The organism is Photobacterium sp. TY1-4 (assembly GCF_025398175.1).
Lineage (GTDB): Bacteria > Pseudomonadota > Gammaproteobacteria > Enterobacterales > Vibrionaceae > Photobacterium.
In genome coordinates, this window is the sequence record NZ_CP099734.1 from 2,218,203 (window position 1) to 2,236,936 (window position 18,734).

Consider the following 18,734-nt stretch of genomic DNA (forward strand, 5'->3'; position numbering starts at 1 on the left):
AAACTTAACGGGATCGCGACTGACCAAATCAGCTATTTGACCAACTGGCTGATCGCGAGACGAATTTGCTGGGCATCCTGCATGGCACGATGCTTGGCCGGCCCGATTTCCTCCAACGCCAGCTGGAACTGAGCGCGATTAATCCCGTTTTCCTGCATCAGCCAATGGCCGATTTCCGTCAGAATAAACGATGGCCGCATATGGGCGGCATGATAGAGTCGTCCGAGCCAAAACAGATCCCACTGGCTGTCGCAAAACACATGCTCATACTGCCCAAGCACCGCATTGAGATGCAGGCACACCTCAACCACCTGCCATCCTTCGCGATAAAGCTCCTGACGCGATATGCGGTGAATTTCCTGCTCCGCGTAGTCATCCCAGTATTGCCAAACCCCGCTTGCGGTCTGGGGATTGATCAGAATGCTATGACCTTGGCCGTCGGGTAAAGAATAGCCCACTTCGATCGGGTAAGACTGATCGGATAATCCCGAGGCTTCAAAATCCAAAGTTGCCCACATTGCACTCTCCCTGATGCTTATTTGATTTTGGTCGTCTCCGATACAGCGACATCCTGTCACAACAGCCAGATCACGACTTTGACGGGAGCCTGATCGATTCAGCACGAGTCTGGACCAAGGCTCACAAACTACACATTAACTTTAGACGCTCTCATTTCTGATCACGCAAAAAAGCGGTGGCGGCTCAATTTTGATACAACCCGGTTTACGCTTGTAAATTGGCCTGATAGCGCTTCAAATCCTCATCACTGAAACAGACGAAATAGACCACATCCATGGCATTGTCGATGTCATCCAGCGTCGCCTTCACCGTCGCCACCGCAATCTCGGCGGCGCGCGCTTTGGGAAAATGGTAAACCCCGGTACTGATACAGGGAAACGCAATGCTCCTCGCCCCGTGTTGCCGGGCCAGTTGAAGCGAACGGCGATAACAGTTGGACAAATGCGTCACTTCCTCATGCATCCCCCCGTGCCATACCGGCCCCACGGTGTGGATGACATATTTGGCCGGCAGTTGATACCCCTGGGTCAACTTCGCTTCACCGATGCGGCAGCCGCCTAAGGTTTGGCACTCCGCCAACAGCTCAGGGCCTGCCGCCCGGTGAATGGCACCATCAACACCACCACCGCCCAGCAACGATGAATTGGCGGCATTGACGATCGCATCCACTTCCAGCGTGGTGATATCCGTTTGAATCGCAACTAGTCTGGTCATTGGCTTTCCTTTAGGATGTGGGCATGTTTCTCACACGTTTTATGTCTATGACTCCAATTATAGGTTTCGCCGGATACAGCGGCTCAGGGAAAACCACCTTGCTGGAACAAGTGATCCCGCTGTTGAAGCAGCACAGTCTGCGCATCGGGCTGATCAAACACAGCCATCACACCATTGATCCCGATACCCCGGGCAAAGACAGTTACCGGCTGCGGCACGCCGGGTGTGCCCAAACGCTCATGGCAACCCGGGAGCGACACATGCTCTATTTCGAATATCCAGAGCCGACCCGTGAAGAGCCGACGCTGACGGCATGTCTGGACCAGTTGGATCACAGCCAGCTGGATCTGGTGCTGGTCGAAGGGTTTCGCGAAGCCCCCATTCCTAAGATCGAAATTCACCGGCCCAGCTATGGTAAGCCGCTGCTCTATCCGGCAGACCCGCATATCATCGCTTTTGCCAGTGATACGCCGGCCCCGGCCGACTGTCCGCTCCCGGTGCTCGATCTCAACCATCCCGAGGCCATTGCCGCTTTCATCCTGAGCACAGTCGCAACCAGTCCTGACCAGCTCTGACCGGCACAGCCCGGTCTCCTGCCTCTGATGCCGCATTCCATCCCAAGCTGAATGCGGCGGCCTATCTCGCACGCCATAGCATTAACGTTTTGAATTATCAAACCAAACTATCCCTAACGGGGGTGCTTTGTTTGTCAATAATTTGTAATGCAAGTTTGCAAAAATACCGTTTGAGCGCTCTATAGAGCGCGATAAAATCACAAGTCAGCGCGCCAGAAACCACCTCTGATACCAGCGGTACTCGTGATAAACAAGATATAAAAAACAATAACTTAAAAGCATAGCCATTCCTGAGCACCTTCTGAGTTCCGTTTCTCATCATGTTCACACGCTCACACTTTTGGTTGTAAGTGATCATTAAGAAGATGTTACATGCTATGTTAACTCCGTTTGCTTTCGATTTCGAAATATTTAGCAATCAAGGTAAGCCTTTCATTCTAATAACAATCTGACATCATCAATTTTCGATATACTGAGGTTTCCATGAACAGTCCGTTCACCACCATTAAGCAGCGATACAGTGCGATACTGATCGGCTTTACCTTGCTGGTTAGCGTGCTCACCTGGCTGGGGATACAGCGCTGGATCGAGCCGAGTTTACGTCACGTCGGAGAGCAGAACCTGGTTCTGGCGGTGGGAGAGATTTCCACTGACATTCGCCATGCCTTATCTGCTGTTCAGGCGCAGCAACGCGCCACCACACAGCTCGTCCCCGAGCTGAGCAGCCCCGAGATTGATCGCTTGCTGCCTTTCCTGGTTGACCAGTATGGCAACGAGCTGGTTTTCGGTGGCGGGATCTGGCCACTGCCAAACCAACGTGTACCGAGACAGGATCGCGCCAGTACCTTTTATCATCGGGACGCAAGCGGGCGCCTGATTGAAAACACATTCTGGAACAGCGCCGAGGCACCGGACTACTTTACCCAGCCCTGGCATCTGGCCGGGCAGCATGCCCCTCGCGGTGCCTGTGTCTGGGCCGCCGCGTATAAAGACGGCGCCAGCACCCAGCCGCGCACCAACTGTGCCATGGGTATTTACAAAAACGGCCAGCTGTACGGCGTTTCCACCGTTGATGTCACCCTGGGCTTTTTCAACACCCTGGTGGCCGATAAAGAGCGGGAGCTCAACGCAGAGATCCTGATCGTCGAACGTGACGGTAAGATCCTCAGCAAGAACCGTGAACTGACCGGTGACAATGTGATTCTGACCAATTTGGCCGATCACCCCTATCCGCTGGCCAACGCCATGCTCAGCGCCCTGCGCCAATCCCATGACCGGGTCGAGTTCACCCAGAATCAGGAAGACTACACCCTGTTGCTGAAAGATGTGGAAGGCACACCATGGCTGGTGGGGGTCGCGCAGCCAACCCGGCTGCTGACCGCACAAAGCCAGCAAATGCTGGGAACCCTGGCCGAGATCCAGTTGCCGATGGTCGCCCTGCTGCTGCTGATTCTGTTCCTGGCACTGAGTCAGCTCACCAAGCGTCTCGACAGCCTCAAGCGCAATGTGGACTCTCTATCGGCTGGTGACGCCGACTTACGCATGCGCCTACCGGTGAAAGGCAACGATGAAGTAGATGCGATTTCCGAGTCGGTGAATCATTTCATTATTTATCTGCAAAACCTGATGAACAATGTGATGCAAGCGAACCAGGCATGCAGTCGGCAGATCAGCGCTATGACGGAAGTAACCGAGAAAACCCTGAACGTCCTTGAGCAGCACGTCAACGAAACCGATATGGTGGCCACGGCCGTCAACCAGCTCAGTGCCTCGGCCCAGGATGTCGCCGGCCATACCGCACAAAGCACCGAGATCACCAACACAGCGCAGAAACAGTCTGACCTCACCAGCCAGTCGGCCGCGCAGGCCACGGACAGTGTCCGAAGCCTGGTTTCGAACGTAGAGCTGACCTCGGACAAGGTCACCCGGATGCAGGAGAACGCGGCGGCAATTGAATCTGTGTTACAGGTGATTGGCGGCATCGCCGAGCAAACCAACCTGCTGGCCCTGAATGCGGCCATCGAAGCGGCACGTGCCGGTGAATTGGGTCGCGGTTTTGCGGTAGTTGCCGATGAAGTGCGCAACCTCGCAGCCCGGACCCAGGAAAGCACCACTGAAGTCGAGGAAATGCTCCATCTGCTGAAGATTGGCGTCGACGAAACCGTTGCGGCGATGACCGACACCAAACAGCAATGCCTGAGCACGGCTGAAGTGACGGAAAACGTCAATCAGGGCATCACCACCATGACCGAGTCAGTGATCAAGGTAGATGACATCAGCTTGCAAATTGCCACCGCGGCCAATGAGCAAAGCAAGGTCGCCGAGAACATCAATGAAAGCATGGATTCGATCCGCACCATGCTGCAACAACTGCACAAGCACGGTCGCTCTTCCAGCGAACACGCCACCGCCCTGGAATCCGCCAATGCGCAGCTCCAGCAACTGGTGGGCCAGTTCAAGGTGTAGACTTTCACTGCCCCCGGACAGATAGCCAACAGGGCACCGGGGTGCCCTGTTTTTTTGGCGGTAAAACGGCTTGATGCCGCTAAAAAGTTATTTGCGAGTCGAGTGTGACCACCAGATTATAGTTCTTGGTATCAATCAACCCGACCGGCGCCGCGCCGAGGTTAAAGCTCAGCCCGTCAAACGGTAACAGGCGCAGGTAAGGATGGGCCAGCGGCATCACGGGCAAACCGGATTCCTCTTCATACCCGGTGACACCGCCCAAGCGGATGCCAAAGCCAAAATAATCATAGGGGTCATATTCAAAAGCTTTATAAAAAACAAAACTTTGTCGGGAATAACTATTTTTGTAACCGACAATGCCATAACCGGCATATTCCACACCAAACCCCGGGTTCGATTCATTTAAATCAAGGCACTGTTCGCTCGCGCAATAATAATGTTTACTGGCCATTGGCAAAGTTGCACGAAATTCACTGGCATCACTGAGTCCGGGCAACGAAGCCAAAGCGAAGATCGTCGCGAATGCTTTTTTCATTTTTGATTCCTGTTCTGTATTCACTCGACACGGCACACACGCCAAAGCACAGCCTCGGGTCAGTACGCCCGTTGCGCTTGATGCATCATGAGATTCATGGTTCTGAGCGAGCACTGGCCAAATACGCCAGAGTCTCACGCTCAATGACTAGATTTCTGTATCTACGGCTACGGCGACATCCCTCGCACCACCTTAAATTGGTGCTATTTTTGACCACCATGATGGCGATTCGGGCAAGTGAGTCAAATTCAAAACAGCGTATTTTTCAAAGAAAACGTCTTAATAATAAGAAGGGAAATACTAAGAACAGCTTAATTTATTGTGATTTAAAGCAATATTAATTACGTAAGGAAAGCGTTTTTTTAGTTTATTTTTGAGAACGAATTGAATGTCTTACCGATAAGCTATTTCGGATGAGAAAAACTAGTATTTTTTGTGGCACTATTTTATGAATACCGCAAAAAACTTCATCCGATTGACCACCCAATCCACGATGATATGAACACTGAGATTGCCTGAATAACCAGGCAACCTCCCCCGCATTTTCGCAATTGAAATCCGACGCCGACATCCAAACGCCGACATCGGAACACAACGATCGGGATTCGTTCTGCTCACAGCCGACTCAATCAGTTGGCCTTTCCGGACATACCCATCTGAAATCACAGACTTTTGTCGAAGTGAGCACAAAAATTGCAATCACTCTTTTCATCACCGGCTGCGCTGCTGTTTACCAGAAGCGCTGCATACAAAAGCCGTTCAATGCCAAGAGATTTTGCAAAATGAAGTGCAGGACAGGCTTTCTGCAACACCGCCACCGGTGACCGAGTGAAACATGCTTGCAAGATGACGGACAAGGATCGAGTGAATGAATGACAAACGCAAAATCCTGATTGTAGATGACGTCAAAACCATGTTGCTGTTACTCAAATCCTGCCTGGCGCCGGACTTTCACCTGCAGATTTGTCAGGATCCGAAAGCCGCGCTCAGCCGACTGCAACAGCAGACCTTTGATGTAATTATCTCCGACTATTTGATGCCCGGGATGGATGGGATAGATCTCTTGTCCCAGGCGAAAAGCTGCCAGCCCCACTGTGCGCGGGTGCTCCTGACCAGCGATCGGGACCTGACCACGGTGCAACGGGCGGTCAAAGAAGGCCATATCAGTGCCTTTATCAGCAAGCCCTGGCAGAACCCGCGTTGCTCGCCTGTATTACAGAACTGGCCGAGCTGACCCGCTCATCCAGGAAGCGCAAACGGCCCAACGCCGGGAGCGGCAGCTTAAAACCCGGGCCGCCCATCACGGTGCCAGGCTGCTCGCCTCGATCCCCGGCCTGAAGGAAGTCGCTACAACCGTCGAATCGATTGACGAGAACATGGACGGCTCCGGGGTACCCCGGCATGTCTCGGGGAGCAATATCCCGCTGCTGTCGCGGATCCTGCGCATCATCCGGGATTTTGACCTGACCCACCGCCAGGCCCCGATGTCCGGCAACCGGCGTAAATATGCCTGCGTACGCCTGCAGTCTCAGACCCACAGCCGCTATGATCCCGATCTGGTCCAGCGCTTTATTCGGTATCTCAATGATCACCTGTATGAATTAGAGCATTGTGCCGGTCTCTCTGCCGACGAGCTGCTGCCGGGCCAGGTACTGCAACAAGCGATCTTAGGGAGCAACGACACCGTCTTGCTCCAGGCGGGACAGTCCCTGACGGAGCCCTTGATTGCCCGTTTACGGCGCTACGAAAAAAAGCACAATCTCCGGTTAATCGTGTTTATCCGGCCTCAGGACTAGCTTCGGCCCCAATTTCTGGGGCCAGCCGATCCTGCTTTTTCCAAGCGTATGCACGTCACGAATCAGGTTCCCCCGCAGGATCAGCTTCACCAAAAGCAAATCAGCCCAAAACAGACTGCCCCGAAAACAAATTGCACCAAAGCAGATTGACCAGACATCAACAAGGGCTGTCTGACAGCCCCTGTATCTCCCCCCCCCCCCCCGGCTCTGTGACCCTTTGCCGGGTTCCGCATAGCCATTTACGAACGCAAAGACAGCCATCGCAACGTATCGCCTGAGATCACTTTCAACCGCGGCCAGTCCGGTTTCAGGCAAAACCCCATCAGCTCGCGAAGCACCGCCCCACCAAAGGCGCGCCGTGCCCGATAACAATCCGCAGTAGCCGAAAACCAACGCTGATACCCCGCCAGCAAGGTCAGCGGTTGCATGCGTACCGAGGCAGCATGGCGGTCGAGGATCTGTTTCATGGCCGCCGCACGCCGCTCGTGGTTCCCGGAAATCGCCCCGACCCGGCCAAAGGTGTAATCACACAGAGGCTGATTCACCACCCCCACCGGCCCCTGCCGGGCCAATTTCAGCCACAAATCCCAATCCGAAGCCGAGCGAAACTGGGGATCCAATCCCCCCACAGCCAGCAACGCATCACGCCGGGCAATCACGGTGCTGGTACCAATCATATTTTCCCGGTACACGGCACTCAGGAAATCGGGAAAAACCTGCGACTGCGGATCACCGCACGCTGACAGGCGGCGGGTAAAACCCGGCCAGAAACAAAAGCAGCGCAGCGCTGAGGGTTGATCATCAATCAAGAAACGGTAATCGGTGAAGCTCATCACCAATTGCGGATTTGCATCATGCAATGCAAGCTGATGCATCAGTTTTTCAGGATGCCAATAATCATCCGCATCGAGGAAAGCGATCAGCTCACCACAGGCTTGTTCAATCGCCAGATTACGGGCCACGGAAACACCGACCCGCTCGGTGCGGATCACCCGGAGATCCGCTTGCGCCTGTAACCAGGCTTGCGTGCCGTCTTCCGAGCCGTCATCGACCACCAGGATCTCGACGGCCTGCCCCTGGCGGCGCACGGTTTCAACCGCTTTCGGTAAGGTCGACAGGCAATTATAGGTCGGTATCACCACGGTGAGCTTGCATGTATTCATCGGCTCTCTCCTGTGAGTCGCCCTGCATCCGGCCGGTCCGGATCACGCCGCAGCAATCAGCCAAGACCGTGGCAGAGCATCTGTCATTAAATTGCTATCATCAAATTTGCCAAGTCCTTGTGCCGTCCCCGGCACCGCTTTTCGGCAACAACAACCAGAGCGGTGCAAAGAGCACGCCAGTGAGCTAGTCCCAAGACGGAACACAAATTGCTACGCAGGGATTAGCCCTGTTTTCTCGCCCGTTCGGGCAAACCGCAGGAGATGGGATCTGATTCTCGGCATGAAGGAGTGCATCCATGACTAAGCACGGCATGACAAAGCAAAACCTAAAAAAGATCGGTTATGTCATTCCTACATTTCCTGTCCTTTCTGAAACCTTCATAGGCGTCGAAATGCGGGCGATGATGCGTCAGGGGCACGCCGTTCAGCCCTTTGCGTTTGCAGCCACTGCGCAGTTTCAACCTGCCGATCAGGCGCAGGTCGAGCGCTGCCAGTACATCCCTGACCGCCTGTCCGCCGGAGCACTGCGCTACCTGCTGAACGTCGGTGCCAGCCATCGCTTCCTAGCCCGGCAGCAAGGGTTTTCCTATCTTTCCCTGCTCAAGCAAGGGGTCATCCTGGCCGAGCTGGCCGGTCGGGCGGGTTGTGACCATCTGCACGCCCACTTTGCCTGGCACAGTGCCGCGACAGCCATAGTCGCCGCCAGACTGCTCGGGATTTCGGTCTCACTGGTCGGTCACGGCGCAGACATCTATTCGGCGCCGGAAGATCTGGACAGCAAACTCGACCATATTGATTTCGGCTGCGCGGTCACCCAGGACATGATGCACCATTTGCAAACCCGAACCACCACCCGGATCCACTACGTCGCCTGCGGTCTGGAGCCATCGCATTACCCGCCGCTGAACCCGGACTGGGTGCCGGGGAAGGATTTTTTGTTCATCGGCAGGCTGGTCGAGAAAAAAGGGCTCGATACCCTGCTGGACGCATTCGAACAGCTGCCGGCTACCACGTCGCTGGATGTGGTCGGCGACGGGCCGCTGATGCCGGTGTTACGTCGCTGGCTGCGGGACAAAGGACTGGCGCGGCAAGTCACCCTGCTCGGCGCCCAGAATGCCCAATGGCTCCGCCAGCACGCCGGGGATTACAAAGCGCTGGTTGCGCCCTTTTGCATTGCGGCCAGCGGCGATCGGGATACTGGTCCTTTAGTGCTCAAAGAAGCCATGGGGCTGGGCTTGCCGGTGATCACCTCCGATCTGGCCGGGTGCAATGAAATCCTCGACCCGCAATCGGGCTTACAGGTCCCGATGCAAAATGCTGACGCACTGGCCCAGATGATGGCGCATGTACTCAAGCAGCCCTTTACCGCCCTGTCGCCACTGCGCCGTCAGGCCTACCAGCGGGTGTTTGAACTTTACAATGCCGATCGCCATGCCGGTCGCTTGTCCTGTCTGGTCCAGGGGGTCTGACGATGACGGCCATTTATGCCCGGCTACAGCGCCTGCCCAGCGTCGCAGCTTATGCCATCGGACTGGCGGTCAGCAAGCTGATCGGGCTGGTGATGCAGCCATTGCTCACCCGCTGGCTGCCTCCGGAAACCTTTGGCGAGTACGCGACGTTGGTCACCCTGGCGAACCTGGTATCCCTGCTCATGCTGGTGGGTATGGTCGACAGCCTGTACCGCTTTGCCAATGATCCCAACTACGACACGGCGCAAATCTACCGCAGCGCCTGGAGCCTGACGGTTCTGACCAGTGTACTGATCGCGCTGCCGTTCCTGCTCTGGCCGCATTGGGTCGCAGCCTGGCTGCCCGGTGATATTTCGCCCTTTTCCGTGCGCTGCCTGATTGTCAGCCTGATGCTGGGAACCCACAGTGCCTTGCAGTTGGCCAAGCTGCGCATTGACGATCGGGCGCTGTGTTTCATGCACATCCAACTCATATTTGCCCTCGCGCAGGGCGGGTTCATGATGCTGCTTACGCCAACCATGGGCGTGGAAGGGCTGATGCTGGCCGGTGTGCTGGCCCAGGCCATTCAGTGGGTTCTGCTGCACCGCCAATGGCCGACATTCACCTGCCGCAATGCAGGCATACTGCTCCGGTACGGGATCGGCATCGCGGTTTCCGGTGCTGTCGGCTTTGTTGCATTCGGTGCAGAGCGGTTTGTACTGGCCGGGAGCATCGGGACCGCCGAGCTGGCGGTGTACGCCATCACGATGCAATGGGCCGTGGCAGCGACCTTGTTGCTCGACCCGTTCAACTTATGGTGGTTTCCGCAACGTTTCAGACACCTGCATACCGCTTCCGGAAAACAATACGTTGCCCGGATGAGTATGTTCGGTTGCCAGTGCGCTGCCTGGGTCGCCGCGGTGCTGATTGCAATAGGCTGCCCGTTCCTGCTGCTGTGGCTGCCGGAAAGCTACCAGCTGGCCAGTGAAATCCTGCCATGGCTGGCCTGGCTCCTGTTCATCAAGTACATGAGCACCCAACTCAACATCGGCTGCTATTACCAGCAGAACAGCGATATCACCATGGTGATCTCAACCGTCAGTGCCGGGTTAGCCCTGTTGCTGATGTGGTTGCTGATCCCCCGCTTCGGTCTGGGGGGTGCCATCGGGGCCGGGCTGCTGGTTCAGGGATGCCGGTTCATACTGTTTCTGGCCGTCAGCCAACGCTTGCTACCCTTACGTTATCCCGGCGCTCCGCTTGGCAAACAATTAATTGGATTGACAGTCATCACGCTGTTGCAATGGACTCAGGGCCAGGCGGACGAACTCGCGCGTTACACGATCCCCGTCACCATCGCCGTGATTGCTGTCATGAGCTACCAGCTCTGGCGTGACGGGCAACAGCTGCGCCAGGAGGCCAACCGCCATGACTGAACAGCAGCGTCACATCCTCGCCGCCCTGTCAGCCACCGCATTAATCGGCGTGGGCTATTACCTGCAGGGCATTCTGGCACTGGCGCTGTGTATGCTCTTTGTACTCCCGCTGCTGATCCGCAATGCTTACCTGATCTGCGTCTGGTTTATTTTCTTTTCCTACTTCAGGCTGCACGAAGCAATTCCGATCTTAATGGCCTTTAAAATCCCGCAATTACTGGCCCTCGCCAGTCTGGCCGGTCTGGCGTGGCAGCTGTGGATGATGCGCGGGCAGCTGGCCTGGCACCGGGTCCATACCCTGCTCTGTCTCTTTTCCTTCTGGGTGTTTGTCTCCTGCCTGATGGCTTCCAATAAAGGGATGGCGTTCGGCAGCTTTAACTCCACGTATATCAAAATTCTGCTCATGGTCTTTGCCATCAGTTGGTTACCGACCCACCTCAACCAGTTACGGCTGTTTCCGCCCGGCCTGCTGATGTGTGGTGTGCTGATTGCGGGCATCGCCCTGTATAACAAGGCCAACGGCATCGGGCTGGTCGAAGGCACCCGCGTCACCATTGGTCGCAGTATCGGCTCCATGCTGGGCGATCCCAATGATCTGGCGCTGGTGCTGCAATTCCCGGTCTCCTTCGCCCTGGCGTATTGCTTCTCCGGTAGCAAATTTCGTCGCGTCCTGACAATCGCCTGCTTTGTGACCTTAGTCTTCGGAGTGCTGGCAACCCAGAGCCGTGGCGGCCTGCTGGGCATTGCCGCCGGGGTATTCACCATGACTTTACTGCGCAGCAAAAACCTGGTTCTCCCCGGCATCATGGGAGTCTGTAGCCTGGGCGTTCTGGTGCTGGCTGCCGGGATCAGCGACCGCAGCTCCGGCGGCGCGGCGGAAGGGGGCGTGGATGAATCGGCGATGGGCCGCGTCTACGCCTGGGTTGCCGCTTTCAGAATGGCGGTTTCCAACCCGTTTACCGGCGTCGGTCTCAACAACTTTTACGTCAATTACTATTTTTACTCGCCACACTGGGACGGCAAGAACCACGCCGTTCACAGTACCTGGTTTCAAGTCCTCGGCGAAACCGGCTTCTTCGGTCTGGCACTGTTTCTGCTAATGATTGTGGGGGCCTTCATGAGCAGCTACCAGTTGCTCCGGCGGCTTCGCGGGCATGATCTCCAGCCCTTTGCCGAGGGCCTCTGGCTCGGTCTGATCTCATTCTGCGTCGGCGGCACCTTTCTGACTCAGGGGTTCACCTGGCCGCTATACATCCTGATCGGGTTACTGATTGCCCTGAATCGACTGACACAAGGAGAAAACGATGATCACAGCCATCCTGAAAAAACATCTCTCCCCTGATCACGTCAGCCAGCTCCGGCTGTGGCATCAGGCATTGAACGGCTTCACGGTGCCGGTACTCCCCGGGATCCACACCTTCGTGTACGGGCTGCACCGCACGCTGGTGAGCGTGGGACAAACACTGCTCCAGAAACTCTATTTTACGCCGCTGTTCCTGTCCCGGGTTGCCATCCGGCCCCGGCGGCTGCAGCTATACTCCGGCATGCCCCTCATCAGCGGTCACTTACGCATTGAACTGGGAGAGCAATGCCGGATCTCCGGTGCGACCACGTTTTCCGGCCGCACCAGCAGCGACCGGCCCACACTGGTGATCGGCAATAACGTCGACATCAACTGGCAAACCACCATCGCCGTCGGCGACCGGGTAACGCTGGAGGACAACGTCCGCCTGGCCGGGCGCGTGTTTCTCGCCGGATATCCGGGCCACCCGGTCGATCCGCTGCGCCGCGCCCGGGGCGAGCCGGATGATGCCCACCAAATCGGCTCGATTCATCTCAAGGAAAATGTCTGGGTCGGCACCGGCTGCACCATTCTTCAGGGGGTAACCATCGGCGAAAACAGCATTGTCGCGACCGGCAGCGTGGTCACTAAATCCATGCCGGCCAATGTGCTCATCGGCGGCAACCCGGCCCGCGTGATCAAAAATCTGGAGGTGCGTTCATGAAAGAATCGGCACTTATCAAAGAAGCTGTGCTCATGAAAGAACATGCAATTAACAAAGAAGCTGCGTTCATGAAAGAGCTCATCGTCTTCGGCGAAGATTACAACCGTCACCCGTCCAGCTCACAGCATATTGTGAACACGTTGCAACATCAGTTTGCTTCGATTCAGTGGATCAACTCCATCGGCCTGCGCAAACCCTCACCGAGCCCCCGGGATCTGGCCCGGATCCGGGAAAAGCTGCGCAACGCGCTCACCGTAACCCCATGCCGGGACGACCTCCCACCGCCCTTTCCCGTGATCCACCCGCTGGTCTGGCCGTTAGCGGAGCACCCACTGCTGCGGTGGTTCAATCAATTGTCCGTGCGACGCCAACTGGCACGAAAGCGCCATCTGCGGGTGGTCTGGGCTGCCCTGCCCAGCGCCGTCGACTATCTGGATGCCTTACAGGCCGATGTGGTGATTTACTACTGCGGCGATGATTTTTCCGGCCTCGCCGGGGTGGACCACACCCGGGTCAAGCAGATGGAGGAACGCATGGCAAAGCGCGCCGATCTGATCCTGTGTGCCAGCCCGGCACTGGTCGGGAAAATGAGTCAGCTTTCACCGCAGAACACCCATCTGCTGCGCCACGGCGTCGACTTTCATCGCTTTGCCGCGCCGCAGCCGGATCCGTATCCGCCTGCGCCGTCCCCCACGCAGGGGCGCTATAAAGTCGGATTCTACGGCAGCCTGAACCAGTGGCTGGATCAGACCCTGCTGTGCGAACTGGCCGCCGCACGGCCCGAAGTCGACTTCCACCTGATCGGCCGCCGTGACTGCGAGAGCCCGCTGCTCGACGCCTGCGACAACATCAAATTTCACCCGCCGGTTCCGCATCAGCATCTGGCCCAATATGTCCAACACTGGGACGCCGCGCTCCTGCCGTTTGTCGATAACGCCCAGATCCGCGCCTGCGATCCGCTCAAACTGCGGGAATACCTGGCTGCAGGCTGCCCGGTGATCAGCAGCAACTTTCCCGCCGCCCGACAGTATCCGTGTCTGGTTTCCGTCGCCACCTCCCAACAGGACTGGCTGGACGCCATCGACGCATTTTGCCACCTCAGCCAGCAACATCGTTTGCAATATCGGAAAACAGCCCGTCAGCACATGGTGAACGAAAGCTGGGACATGCGGGGAGATACTGTATTAACCTTGATAAACAGTATCTTAGAAGAAAAACAGACCTGCTTGCCTGAATTCAGCATCATTTAGGCACTCTCCTTGCTCCTGATCTGATATCAACCCATGGTCAGATCAGGAGCCGCCGATGAAAGCGTTATGGACCGCCTTCGCGATACTACTGCTCTCCGGGTGCGTATCCCCCGGTATTCAGCCCGCGCAGCGTCTCGAGCTGTATTACAGCCAGGAGCAAACCACGCTCACGGCCCGGCAGAAAGACGACATTACTGCGCTATTCAACACCGCACCGGCCTGGACGCTCGATGTCGCGCCATCCAGCCATGAGCAGCCGTTTCGCGCCCTGCATATCAGCCAGCAACGCATCAAGTCGATTCGCCAACTAGCCAAACAGCACAGCATCCGGTTGAACGAGCAATACCAGCCCCGGCAATCGGCCGATACGGTGATCATCAGGGAGCCTTAAGATGCGTCAACGTTTCTTTGCCCAGCTGTATCCGATCCTGCAGGCGCTGTGGAAGTACCGCTACCTGATCGTGTTGCCAATGGTGTTACTGCCATTCGTCGCCACCTTCATCAACGGTCTCAAACCCAAGCACTATTACTCCCACACCACGATTCTGGTTCAGGAGACAGCACTGATGAACCCGTTTCTGGAGGATCTCTCGATTTCGTTCCATCTTGAGGAGCGGATGGAAGCCCTGCGGGTGATGATCCACAGCCGCTACATCCTGAACGAAGTGATGACCACCCTGGCGCTGGTGCCCGATGAAACGCCTTACGAACTGAACCGGATGCGCAACAAGCTCTCCGGCGGGCTCCGCCTGTCGCTGGCCGGTTCAGATCTGATCAAAATTGGCCTTAGCTGGGACCGACCCGAGCAGATGGTGCCGATCCTGGAAGCGGTGTCAAAACAGTTTCTGGAGCGGCTGCAAGCGCCGGGAAAAGCCTCGGTCTCCAGCTCAGAGCAGTTCCTGGAGCAGCAGCTACGTGAAACTCAATCAGAACTGGAAGCGGCGGAAGGCACCCTGGCCAGATTCAAGCAAGAAAACATCGATAACCTGCCGCAAATTCAGGGCAGCCAGACCCAGAATGTGGCTCAGCTCGAATCTCAGCTACGGGAAGCCGAACTGGCGCTGAAGCAGGCCGAAGCCGAGCGGGAAGTGCTGAAGAAGCGGCTGATCAACGCCAATCCGGTGATGTCGCTGCTGGAAGACGAGCTGATCCAGGCCGAAGCCAAGCTCACAATTCTCCGGGCCCGCTACACCGACCAACACTCGGAGGTCAAAGCCATGCTACGCCGGGTCAACACCCTGCGTCAGGAGTCCAAGCGCCTGCTGGCCCAACAGAGTCACCTGAGTGAAGCCGAGCTGAACCAGCTCTGGACCGTGGCCGCCAACCAAAGCGATCACCCGGATGCGGCCAGCCGCCCCTTGCTGATCAGCCAGCTGGAGCAGTACCAGCAAGCCGAGAGCAATATTGACGCGCTGGCACAGAAACAGCAGGTGCTGCGGGAGCAAATCCGGAGCCTGACCCGCAAGCGGGCCGAGTTTGCCAACCTCGAAAAATCGCTCAAATCGCTGGAGCGTAATTTCGAGGTAAAAGAAAAAATCTACAACCGGTTACTGGAGCGCTACGAAATGGCGCAGGTGACCGGCCAACTGGGCCGCTTCGAAGAGCGGGATAAGCTGAAAATTATCGATACCCCCTATACCCCGTCCCAGCCGACCAACTGGCCCTGGTGGATCAGTTTTGTCCTCGGCATCGTCGGCGGCCTGGGGCTTGGCCTGTCCATGACCACCCTGATGGTCCTGACAGATACCCGAATTTACGCCACTGAGCAGGTACAGCGGATCACCCGGACAGCCGTTCTGGGACGGATCCCGGCCTTGCGACGTCCAGATGAGGATCGCACCTATGAAGACACCAACTTCGGCAACAATCATCCAAATTGTTCAGCACCTTCGACCCGGCGGCATCGAAGTCCTGTGTCTGAACCTGCTGCGCCATGCAAGCTGCCCGATGCACCTGGTCGCTCTTGAAGGCAGCCGGGAGGACAGCCTGCGCCAGTGGCCTTTGCTGCGCGAATTTGGTGATCGGCTGCATTTTTTGGATAAACCGGCCGGTTTTTCCTGGCAGTCAGTTCGGCAACTGCGGCAATTGATCCACCGCCATCAGGCACAGGCCATCCATACCCACCATCTCGGCCCTCTGCTGTACGGCAAGCTGGCCCTGCTGGGCGAGAACTGCCGCCACGTGCATACCGAGCATGACGCCTGGCACCTGGAGGATCCCAAGCAGCGCTGGCTCACCCGGCTGCTGCTCAATCGGAACATCCGGCTGGTCGCTGATGCCCCGATGGTGGCCAACGCGCTGGCAGAACAACTCGACACGGCCGCGCCGCTGGTGATCCTCAACGGCATCGATACCCGGACCTTCACCCCGGGCAACGTGACTGAGGCCAGAGCGCACTTTCATCTGCCGGAGCATGCCTTTCTGATTGGCTGTGCCGGGCGACTGGTGCCGGAAAAAGCACTGGAAACCCTGATTTCAACGCTGCCGGCACTGTCGCAGCCCATCCATGTCACGATCGCCGGAGATGGCGACATGCGCTCACACTGGCAACAGATGGCAACCGAGCTTGGCGTCGCCGAGCGCATCAGCTGGCTCGGCCATGTCAAAGACATGCACCGGTTCTACCAGGCCATCGACCTGTTTTGCCTGCCGTCGGTACGCGAAGGGCTGCCGCTGGCGCTGCTTGAAGCTCAGGCCTGCGGGTGCAGTGTTGTCGCCAGCCGGGTCGGAGCCATTCCGGAGCTGACCAACCCGGCGACCGGCACCCTGTTTTCGCCCGGAGACAGCCGGTCACTGGCGCGGATCCTGGCCTCAAAAATCAACATCCAGCATCACAAGTACCGTGAGCTGAACCAGCAGTTTGTCGCCCGGGTGGCCGACATTCGTACCACAGTCGCCCGCTACGAACAGCTGGCTTGTCAATATTAAGGAGAATGGTATGGCTTGGGTTTGGGGAGCCTTGATTGTCCTGGCGGTGCTGATTATCTATCACCACCTGATCTATTTACCTGTGATGCTCCTGTTGAGCCGGTGGCGCAGCCGCCAAAGCACGGATACTGCTGTTACGGCAGCCTCCGGTGACTGGCCGAAAGTGGCTATCGTGATGTGCGCCTATAACGAAAGCGACTACATCGAAGCCAAACTGGCGAACCTGATCAGCCTGGATTACCCGGCAGACAAGCTGCACCTGTACATTGCCTGTGACGGTTGCAGCGACGATACCGCCGAGAAGATCCGCAACTGGCAGCCCCGACTCGATGCTGCCGGTCTTCAGCTGACCCTGATCGATGCGCCGGATAACCGCGGCAAGCTCTATCGCCTGAACCAACTGATGGACCTGGCCCGGGAGCATGAAACCTTCGCGGCACTGACCGACGTCTCGGCACTGATTTCAATTGATGCCCTGCAACAGAGTGTCGCCGCTTTTGCCGATCCGGCCATCGGGGCGCTCACCAGCCAGTACCTGCTGGCGACCCCGCAACCGGGCGAAGCGCAATACTGGGCCTGGCAAAATCAGATCCGTCGCTCCGAATCCGCCCTGGGCAATGTCATGGGCGGCAGCGGCGCGTTTTACATCATGCGCACCGCCCTGTTCCGCCCACTGCCGCACGACACCATCAATGATGACTTCATGCTGCCGATGAGCATTATCGAACAGGGCTATCAGGTGTTGCTGAATCAAGCGATCAACAGCGTGGAGATGGCCCCGACCAGTGATCAGCAGGACCAGCACCGCCGCGAGCGGATCGGGGCCGGTAACCTGCAACAGCTGATCCGCTGCCGCTTTCTGCTGCGCCCGTCCCTGCTCACCAGTGCCTGGATCTTCATGTCCGGCAAAGGGCTCCGCACCCTGATGCCCTTTATCCTGCTCCTGTTTCTGTTGCTCTCCTTCGCTCTGGCGCTCAACGGCAGCCTGATCGCCACCGGGCTCAGCATCGCGCAGATCCTGGGATACAGCCTGGCGTTGCTGCCCGAGATCGGCGTGCGCGCCGGGGTTCTGGTCAAGCTCAATTATCTGGTACGTGGTTACGCGGCGTCGCTGAAAGGCATGGTGGCTTACCTGTGCGGACAGTATCGCCAGGGGTGGCAGCCCGCTGCGGCCCTGCATCTGTACCAGAGCTTGTCGACGCGGATCCTCAAGCGTCTCTCCGATCTGGTGCTCAGTACCCTTGGCCTGCTCCTGACCCTGCCGCTGTGGCCGCTGATTGCGCTGGCCATCAAGCTGGAATCCCCGGGGCCGGTGTTTTTCCGTCAGCTACGGGTGGGCCAGATCCATCATCACCGGGTCGAGCTGTTCCACATGATCAAGTTTCGTTCGATGGGGCAGTTTGCCGAAAAAGAGACCGGCGCGGTCTGGGCGTCCCGGCAGGATCCCCGGGTGACCCGGGTTGGTAAGTTCCTGCGTAAAACCCGTCTGGACGAGCTGCCGCAGTTTCTCAATGTGCTCCGGGGCGACATGTCGCTGATCGGCCCGCGGCCGGAACGGCCTGAATTCTGTGGCGATTTGCAAAATGCATTGCCATTTTATGCCGAGCGCACCGCCGGTCTGAAACCGGGGATCACCGGACTGGCGCAGGTCAATAACGGCTACGACGAAACCCTGGACGATGTGAAGCACAAACTGCTGTGGGACCATGCTTACTCCACGGCACTTAGCTCGCCATTTCAATGGCTTATGATGGATTTACGCATTATCGGTAAAACCGCCTGGATCATGATGGCCGGCCGCGGACAGTAACCTTGGCATGCAACTTGTTTATGTATAGAAACTCAGTGTTAAAAACCAAAGAAACAGACCCAGTTAAACAGACCGGTTGAGTGCACCTTAT

General features: G+C 57.1%; 17 protein-coding genes. 13 read left to right on the top strand and 4 right to left on the bottom strand.

Going from position 1 to position 18,734, the window contains the following annotated elements; all coding sequences use genetic code 11:
* Positions 1–32: 32 nt before the first annotated feature.
* Positions 33–518, bottom strand: a complete 486-nt coding sequence (locus NH461_RS10410; RefSeq protein WP_261600283.1) for a hypothetical protein — start codon at positions 516–518, stop codon at positions 33–35.
* Positions 519–723: 205 nt separating this feature from the next.
* Complete coding sequence (locus NH461_RS10415) at positions 724–1,233, bottom strand: O-acetyl-ADP-ribose deacetylase (RefSeq protein WP_261600284.1); 510 nt, start codon at positions 1,231–1,233, stop codon at positions 724–726.
* 47 nt (positions 1,234–1,280) lie between these two features.
* Here NH461_RS10415 and mobB point away from each other — a divergent pair, with 47 nt between their 5' ends.
* Complete coding sequence (gene mobB, locus NH461_RS10420; RefSeq protein ID WP_261600285.1) at positions 1,281–1,808, top strand: molybdopterin-guanine dinucleotide biosynthesis protein B; 528 nt, start codon at positions 1,281–1,283, stop codon at positions 1,806–1,808.
* Positions 1,809–2,291: 483 nt separating this feature from the next.
* Positions 2,292–4,274, top strand: coding sequence for a methyl-accepting chemotaxis protein (locus tag NH461_RS10425; protein ID WP_261600286.1), 1,983 nt, complete (start codon positions 2,292–2,294; stop codon positions 4,272–4,274).
* A gap of 79 nt (positions 4,275–4,353) precedes the next feature.
* Here the strand turns inward: NH461_RS10425 and NH461_RS10430 are convergent, their stop codons facing one another.
* The gene (locus NH461_RS10430; RefSeq protein WP_261600287.1) at positions 4,354–4,809 is read right to left on the bottom strand and encodes a hypothetical protein; all 456 of its coding nucleotides are present in this window, start codon (positions 4,807–4,809) and stop codon (positions 4,354–4,356) included.
* 868 nt (positions 4,810–5,677) lie between these two features.
* Between NH461_RS10430 and NH461_RS10435 the strand changes: the two genes are divergently transcribed.
* Positions 5,678–6,043, top strand: coding sequence for a response regulator (locus NH461_RS10435; RefSeq protein WP_261600288.1), 366 nt, complete (start codon positions 5,678–5,680; stop codon positions 6,041–6,043).
* Entirely contained in the window at positions 5,976–6,605 is a 630-nt protein-coding gene (locus NH461_RS10440) for an HD domain-containing phosphohydrolase (protein WP_261600289.1), read from the top strand. The genes NH461_RS10435 and NH461_RS10440 overlap by 68 nt, the downstream gene beginning before the upstream one ends.
* 239 nt (positions 6,606–6,844) lie before the next feature.
* On the opposite strand, the gene NH461_RS10445 is transcribed toward NH461_RS10440, so the two are convergent.
* Complete coding sequence (locus NH461_RS10445) at positions 6,845–7,768, bottom strand: glycosyltransferase family 2 protein (RefSeq protein ID WP_261600290.1); 924 nt, start codon at positions 7,766–7,768, stop codon at positions 6,845–6,847.
* A gap of 296 nt (positions 7,769–8,064) precedes the next feature.
* Between NH461_RS10445 and NH461_RS10450 the strand changes: the two genes are divergently transcribed.
* The 9 genes from NH461_RS10450 to NH461_RS10490 are packed head-to-tail and all read left to right on the top strand — an operon-like array spanning position 8,065 to position 18,643.
* The gene (locus NH461_RS10450) at positions 8,065–9,237 is read left to right on the top strand and encodes a glycosyltransferase (protein ID WP_261600291.1); all 1,173 of its coding nucleotides are present in this window, start codon (positions 8,065–8,067) and stop codon (positions 9,235–9,237) included.
* A gap of 2 nt (positions 9,238–9,239) precedes the next feature.
* A complete protein-coding gene (locus tag NH461_RS10455; protein ID WP_261600292.1) occupies positions 9,240–10,649 on the top strand; it encodes a lipopolysaccharide biosynthesis protein in 1,410 nt (469 codons plus the stop codon).
* Positions 10,642–11,991: an O-antigen ligase family protein gene (locus NH461_RS10460; protein ID WP_261600293.1), complete on the top strand. Its 1,350-nt coding sequence runs from the start codon at positions 10,642–10,644 to the stop codon at positions 11,989–11,991. Before NH461_RS10455 ends, NH461_RS10460 begins: the two co-directional genes overlap by 8 nt.
* Positions 11,954–12,655, top strand: a complete 702-nt coding sequence (locus tag NH461_RS10465) for an acyltransferase (RefSeq protein ID WP_315903220.1) — start codon at positions 11,954–11,956, stop codon at positions 12,653–12,655. The genes NH461_RS10460 and NH461_RS10465 overlap by 38 nt, the downstream gene beginning before the upstream one ends.
* A 32-nt stretch (positions 12,656–12,687) precedes the next feature.
* The gene (locus tag NH461_RS10470; RefSeq protein WP_261600294.1) at positions 12,688–13,905 is read left to right on the top strand and encodes a glycosyltransferase; all 1,218 of its coding nucleotides are present in this window, start codon (positions 12,688–12,690) and stop codon (positions 13,903–13,905) included.
* Between the two features lie 55 nt (positions 13,906–13,960).
* A complete protein-coding gene (locus NH461_RS10475; RefSeq protein WP_261600295.1) occupies positions 13,961–14,296 on the top strand; it encodes a hypothetical protein in 336 nt (111 codons plus the stop codon).
* Between the two features lies 1 nt (position 14,297).
* On the top strand, positions 14,298–15,872 hold the full coding sequence (locus NH461_RS10480; RefSeq protein ID WP_261600296.1) for a GumC family protein: 1,575 nt from the start codon (positions 14,298–14,300) through the stop codon (positions 15,870–15,872).
* The gene (locus NH461_RS10485; protein ID WP_410000107.1) at positions 15,823–16,833 is read left to right on the top strand and encodes a glycosyltransferase; all 1,011 of its coding nucleotides are present in this window, start codon (positions 15,823–15,825) and stop codon (positions 16,831–16,833) included. Before NH461_RS10480 ends, NH461_RS10485 begins: the two co-directional genes overlap by 50 nt.
* 10 nt (positions 16,834–16,843) lie before the next feature.
* Positions 16,844–18,643 (top strand): sugar transferase, encoded by a 1,800-nt coding sequence (locus NH461_RS10490; protein ID WP_261600297.1) that lies wholly within the window; start codon positions 16,844–16,846, stop codon positions 18,641–18,643.
* Positions 18,644–18,734 lie beyond the last annotated feature (91 nt).

Excerpts from the sequence above, each read along its gene's own strand:
- NH461_RS10410 (WP_261600283.1), bottom strand. The coding sequence starts at position 518 with ATGTGGGCAACTTTGGATTTTGAAGCCTCGGGATTATCCGATCAGTCT.
- NH461_RS10415 (WP_261600284.1), bottom strand. The coding sequence starts at position 1,233 with ATGACCAGACTAGTTGCGATTCAAACGGATATCACCACGCTGGAAGTG.
- mobB (WP_261600285.1), top strand. The coding sequence starts at position 1,281 with ATGACTCCAATTATAGGTTTCGCCGGATACAGCGGCTCAGGGAAAACC.
- NH461_RS10425 (WP_261600286.1), top strand. The coding sequence starts at position 2,292 with ATGAACAGTCCGTTCACCACCATTAAGCAGCGATACAGTGCGATACTG.
- NH461_RS10430 (WP_261600287.1), bottom strand. The coding sequence starts at position 4,809 with ATGAAAAAAGCATTCGCGACGATCTTCGCTTTGGCTTCGTTGCCCGGA.
- NH461_RS10435 (WP_261600288.1), top strand. The coding sequence starts at position 5,678 with ATGAATGACAAACGCAAAATCCTGATTGTAGATGACGTCAAAACCATG.
- NH461_RS10445 (WP_261600290.1), bottom strand. The coding sequence starts at position 7,768 with ATGAATACATGCAAGCTCACCGTGGTGATACCGACCTATAATTGCCTG.
- NH461_RS10450 (WP_261600291.1), top strand. The coding sequence starts at position 8,065 with ATGACTAAGCACGGCATGACAAAGCAAAACCTAAAAAAGATCGGTTAT.
- NH461_RS10455 (WP_261600292.1), top strand. The coding sequence starts at position 9,240 with ATGACGGCCATTTATGCCCGGCTACAGCGCCTGCCCAGCGTCGCAGCT.
- NH461_RS10460 (WP_261600293.1), top strand. The coding sequence starts at position 10,642 with ATGACTGAACAGCAGCGTCACATCCTCGCCGCCCTGTCAGCCACCGCA.
- NH461_RS10465 (WP_315903220.1), top strand. The coding sequence starts at position 11,954 with ATGATCACAGCCATCCTGAAAAAACATCTCTCCCCTGATCACGTCAGC.
- NH461_RS10470 (WP_261600294.1), top strand. The coding sequence starts at position 12,688 with ATGAAAGAACATGCAATTAACAAAGAAGCTGCGTTCATGAAAGAGCTC.
- NH461_RS10475 (WP_261600295.1), top strand. The coding sequence starts at position 13,961 with ATGAAAGCGTTATGGACCGCCTTCGCGATACTACTGCTCTCCGGGTGC.
- NH461_RS10480 (WP_261600296.1), top strand. The coding sequence starts at position 14,298 with ATGCGTCAACGTTTCTTTGCCCAGCTGTATCCGATCCTGCAGGCGCTG.
- NH461_RS10490 (WP_261600297.1), top strand. The coding sequence starts at position 16,844 with ATGGCTTGGGTTTGGGGAGCCTTGATTGTCCTGGCGGTGCTGATTATC.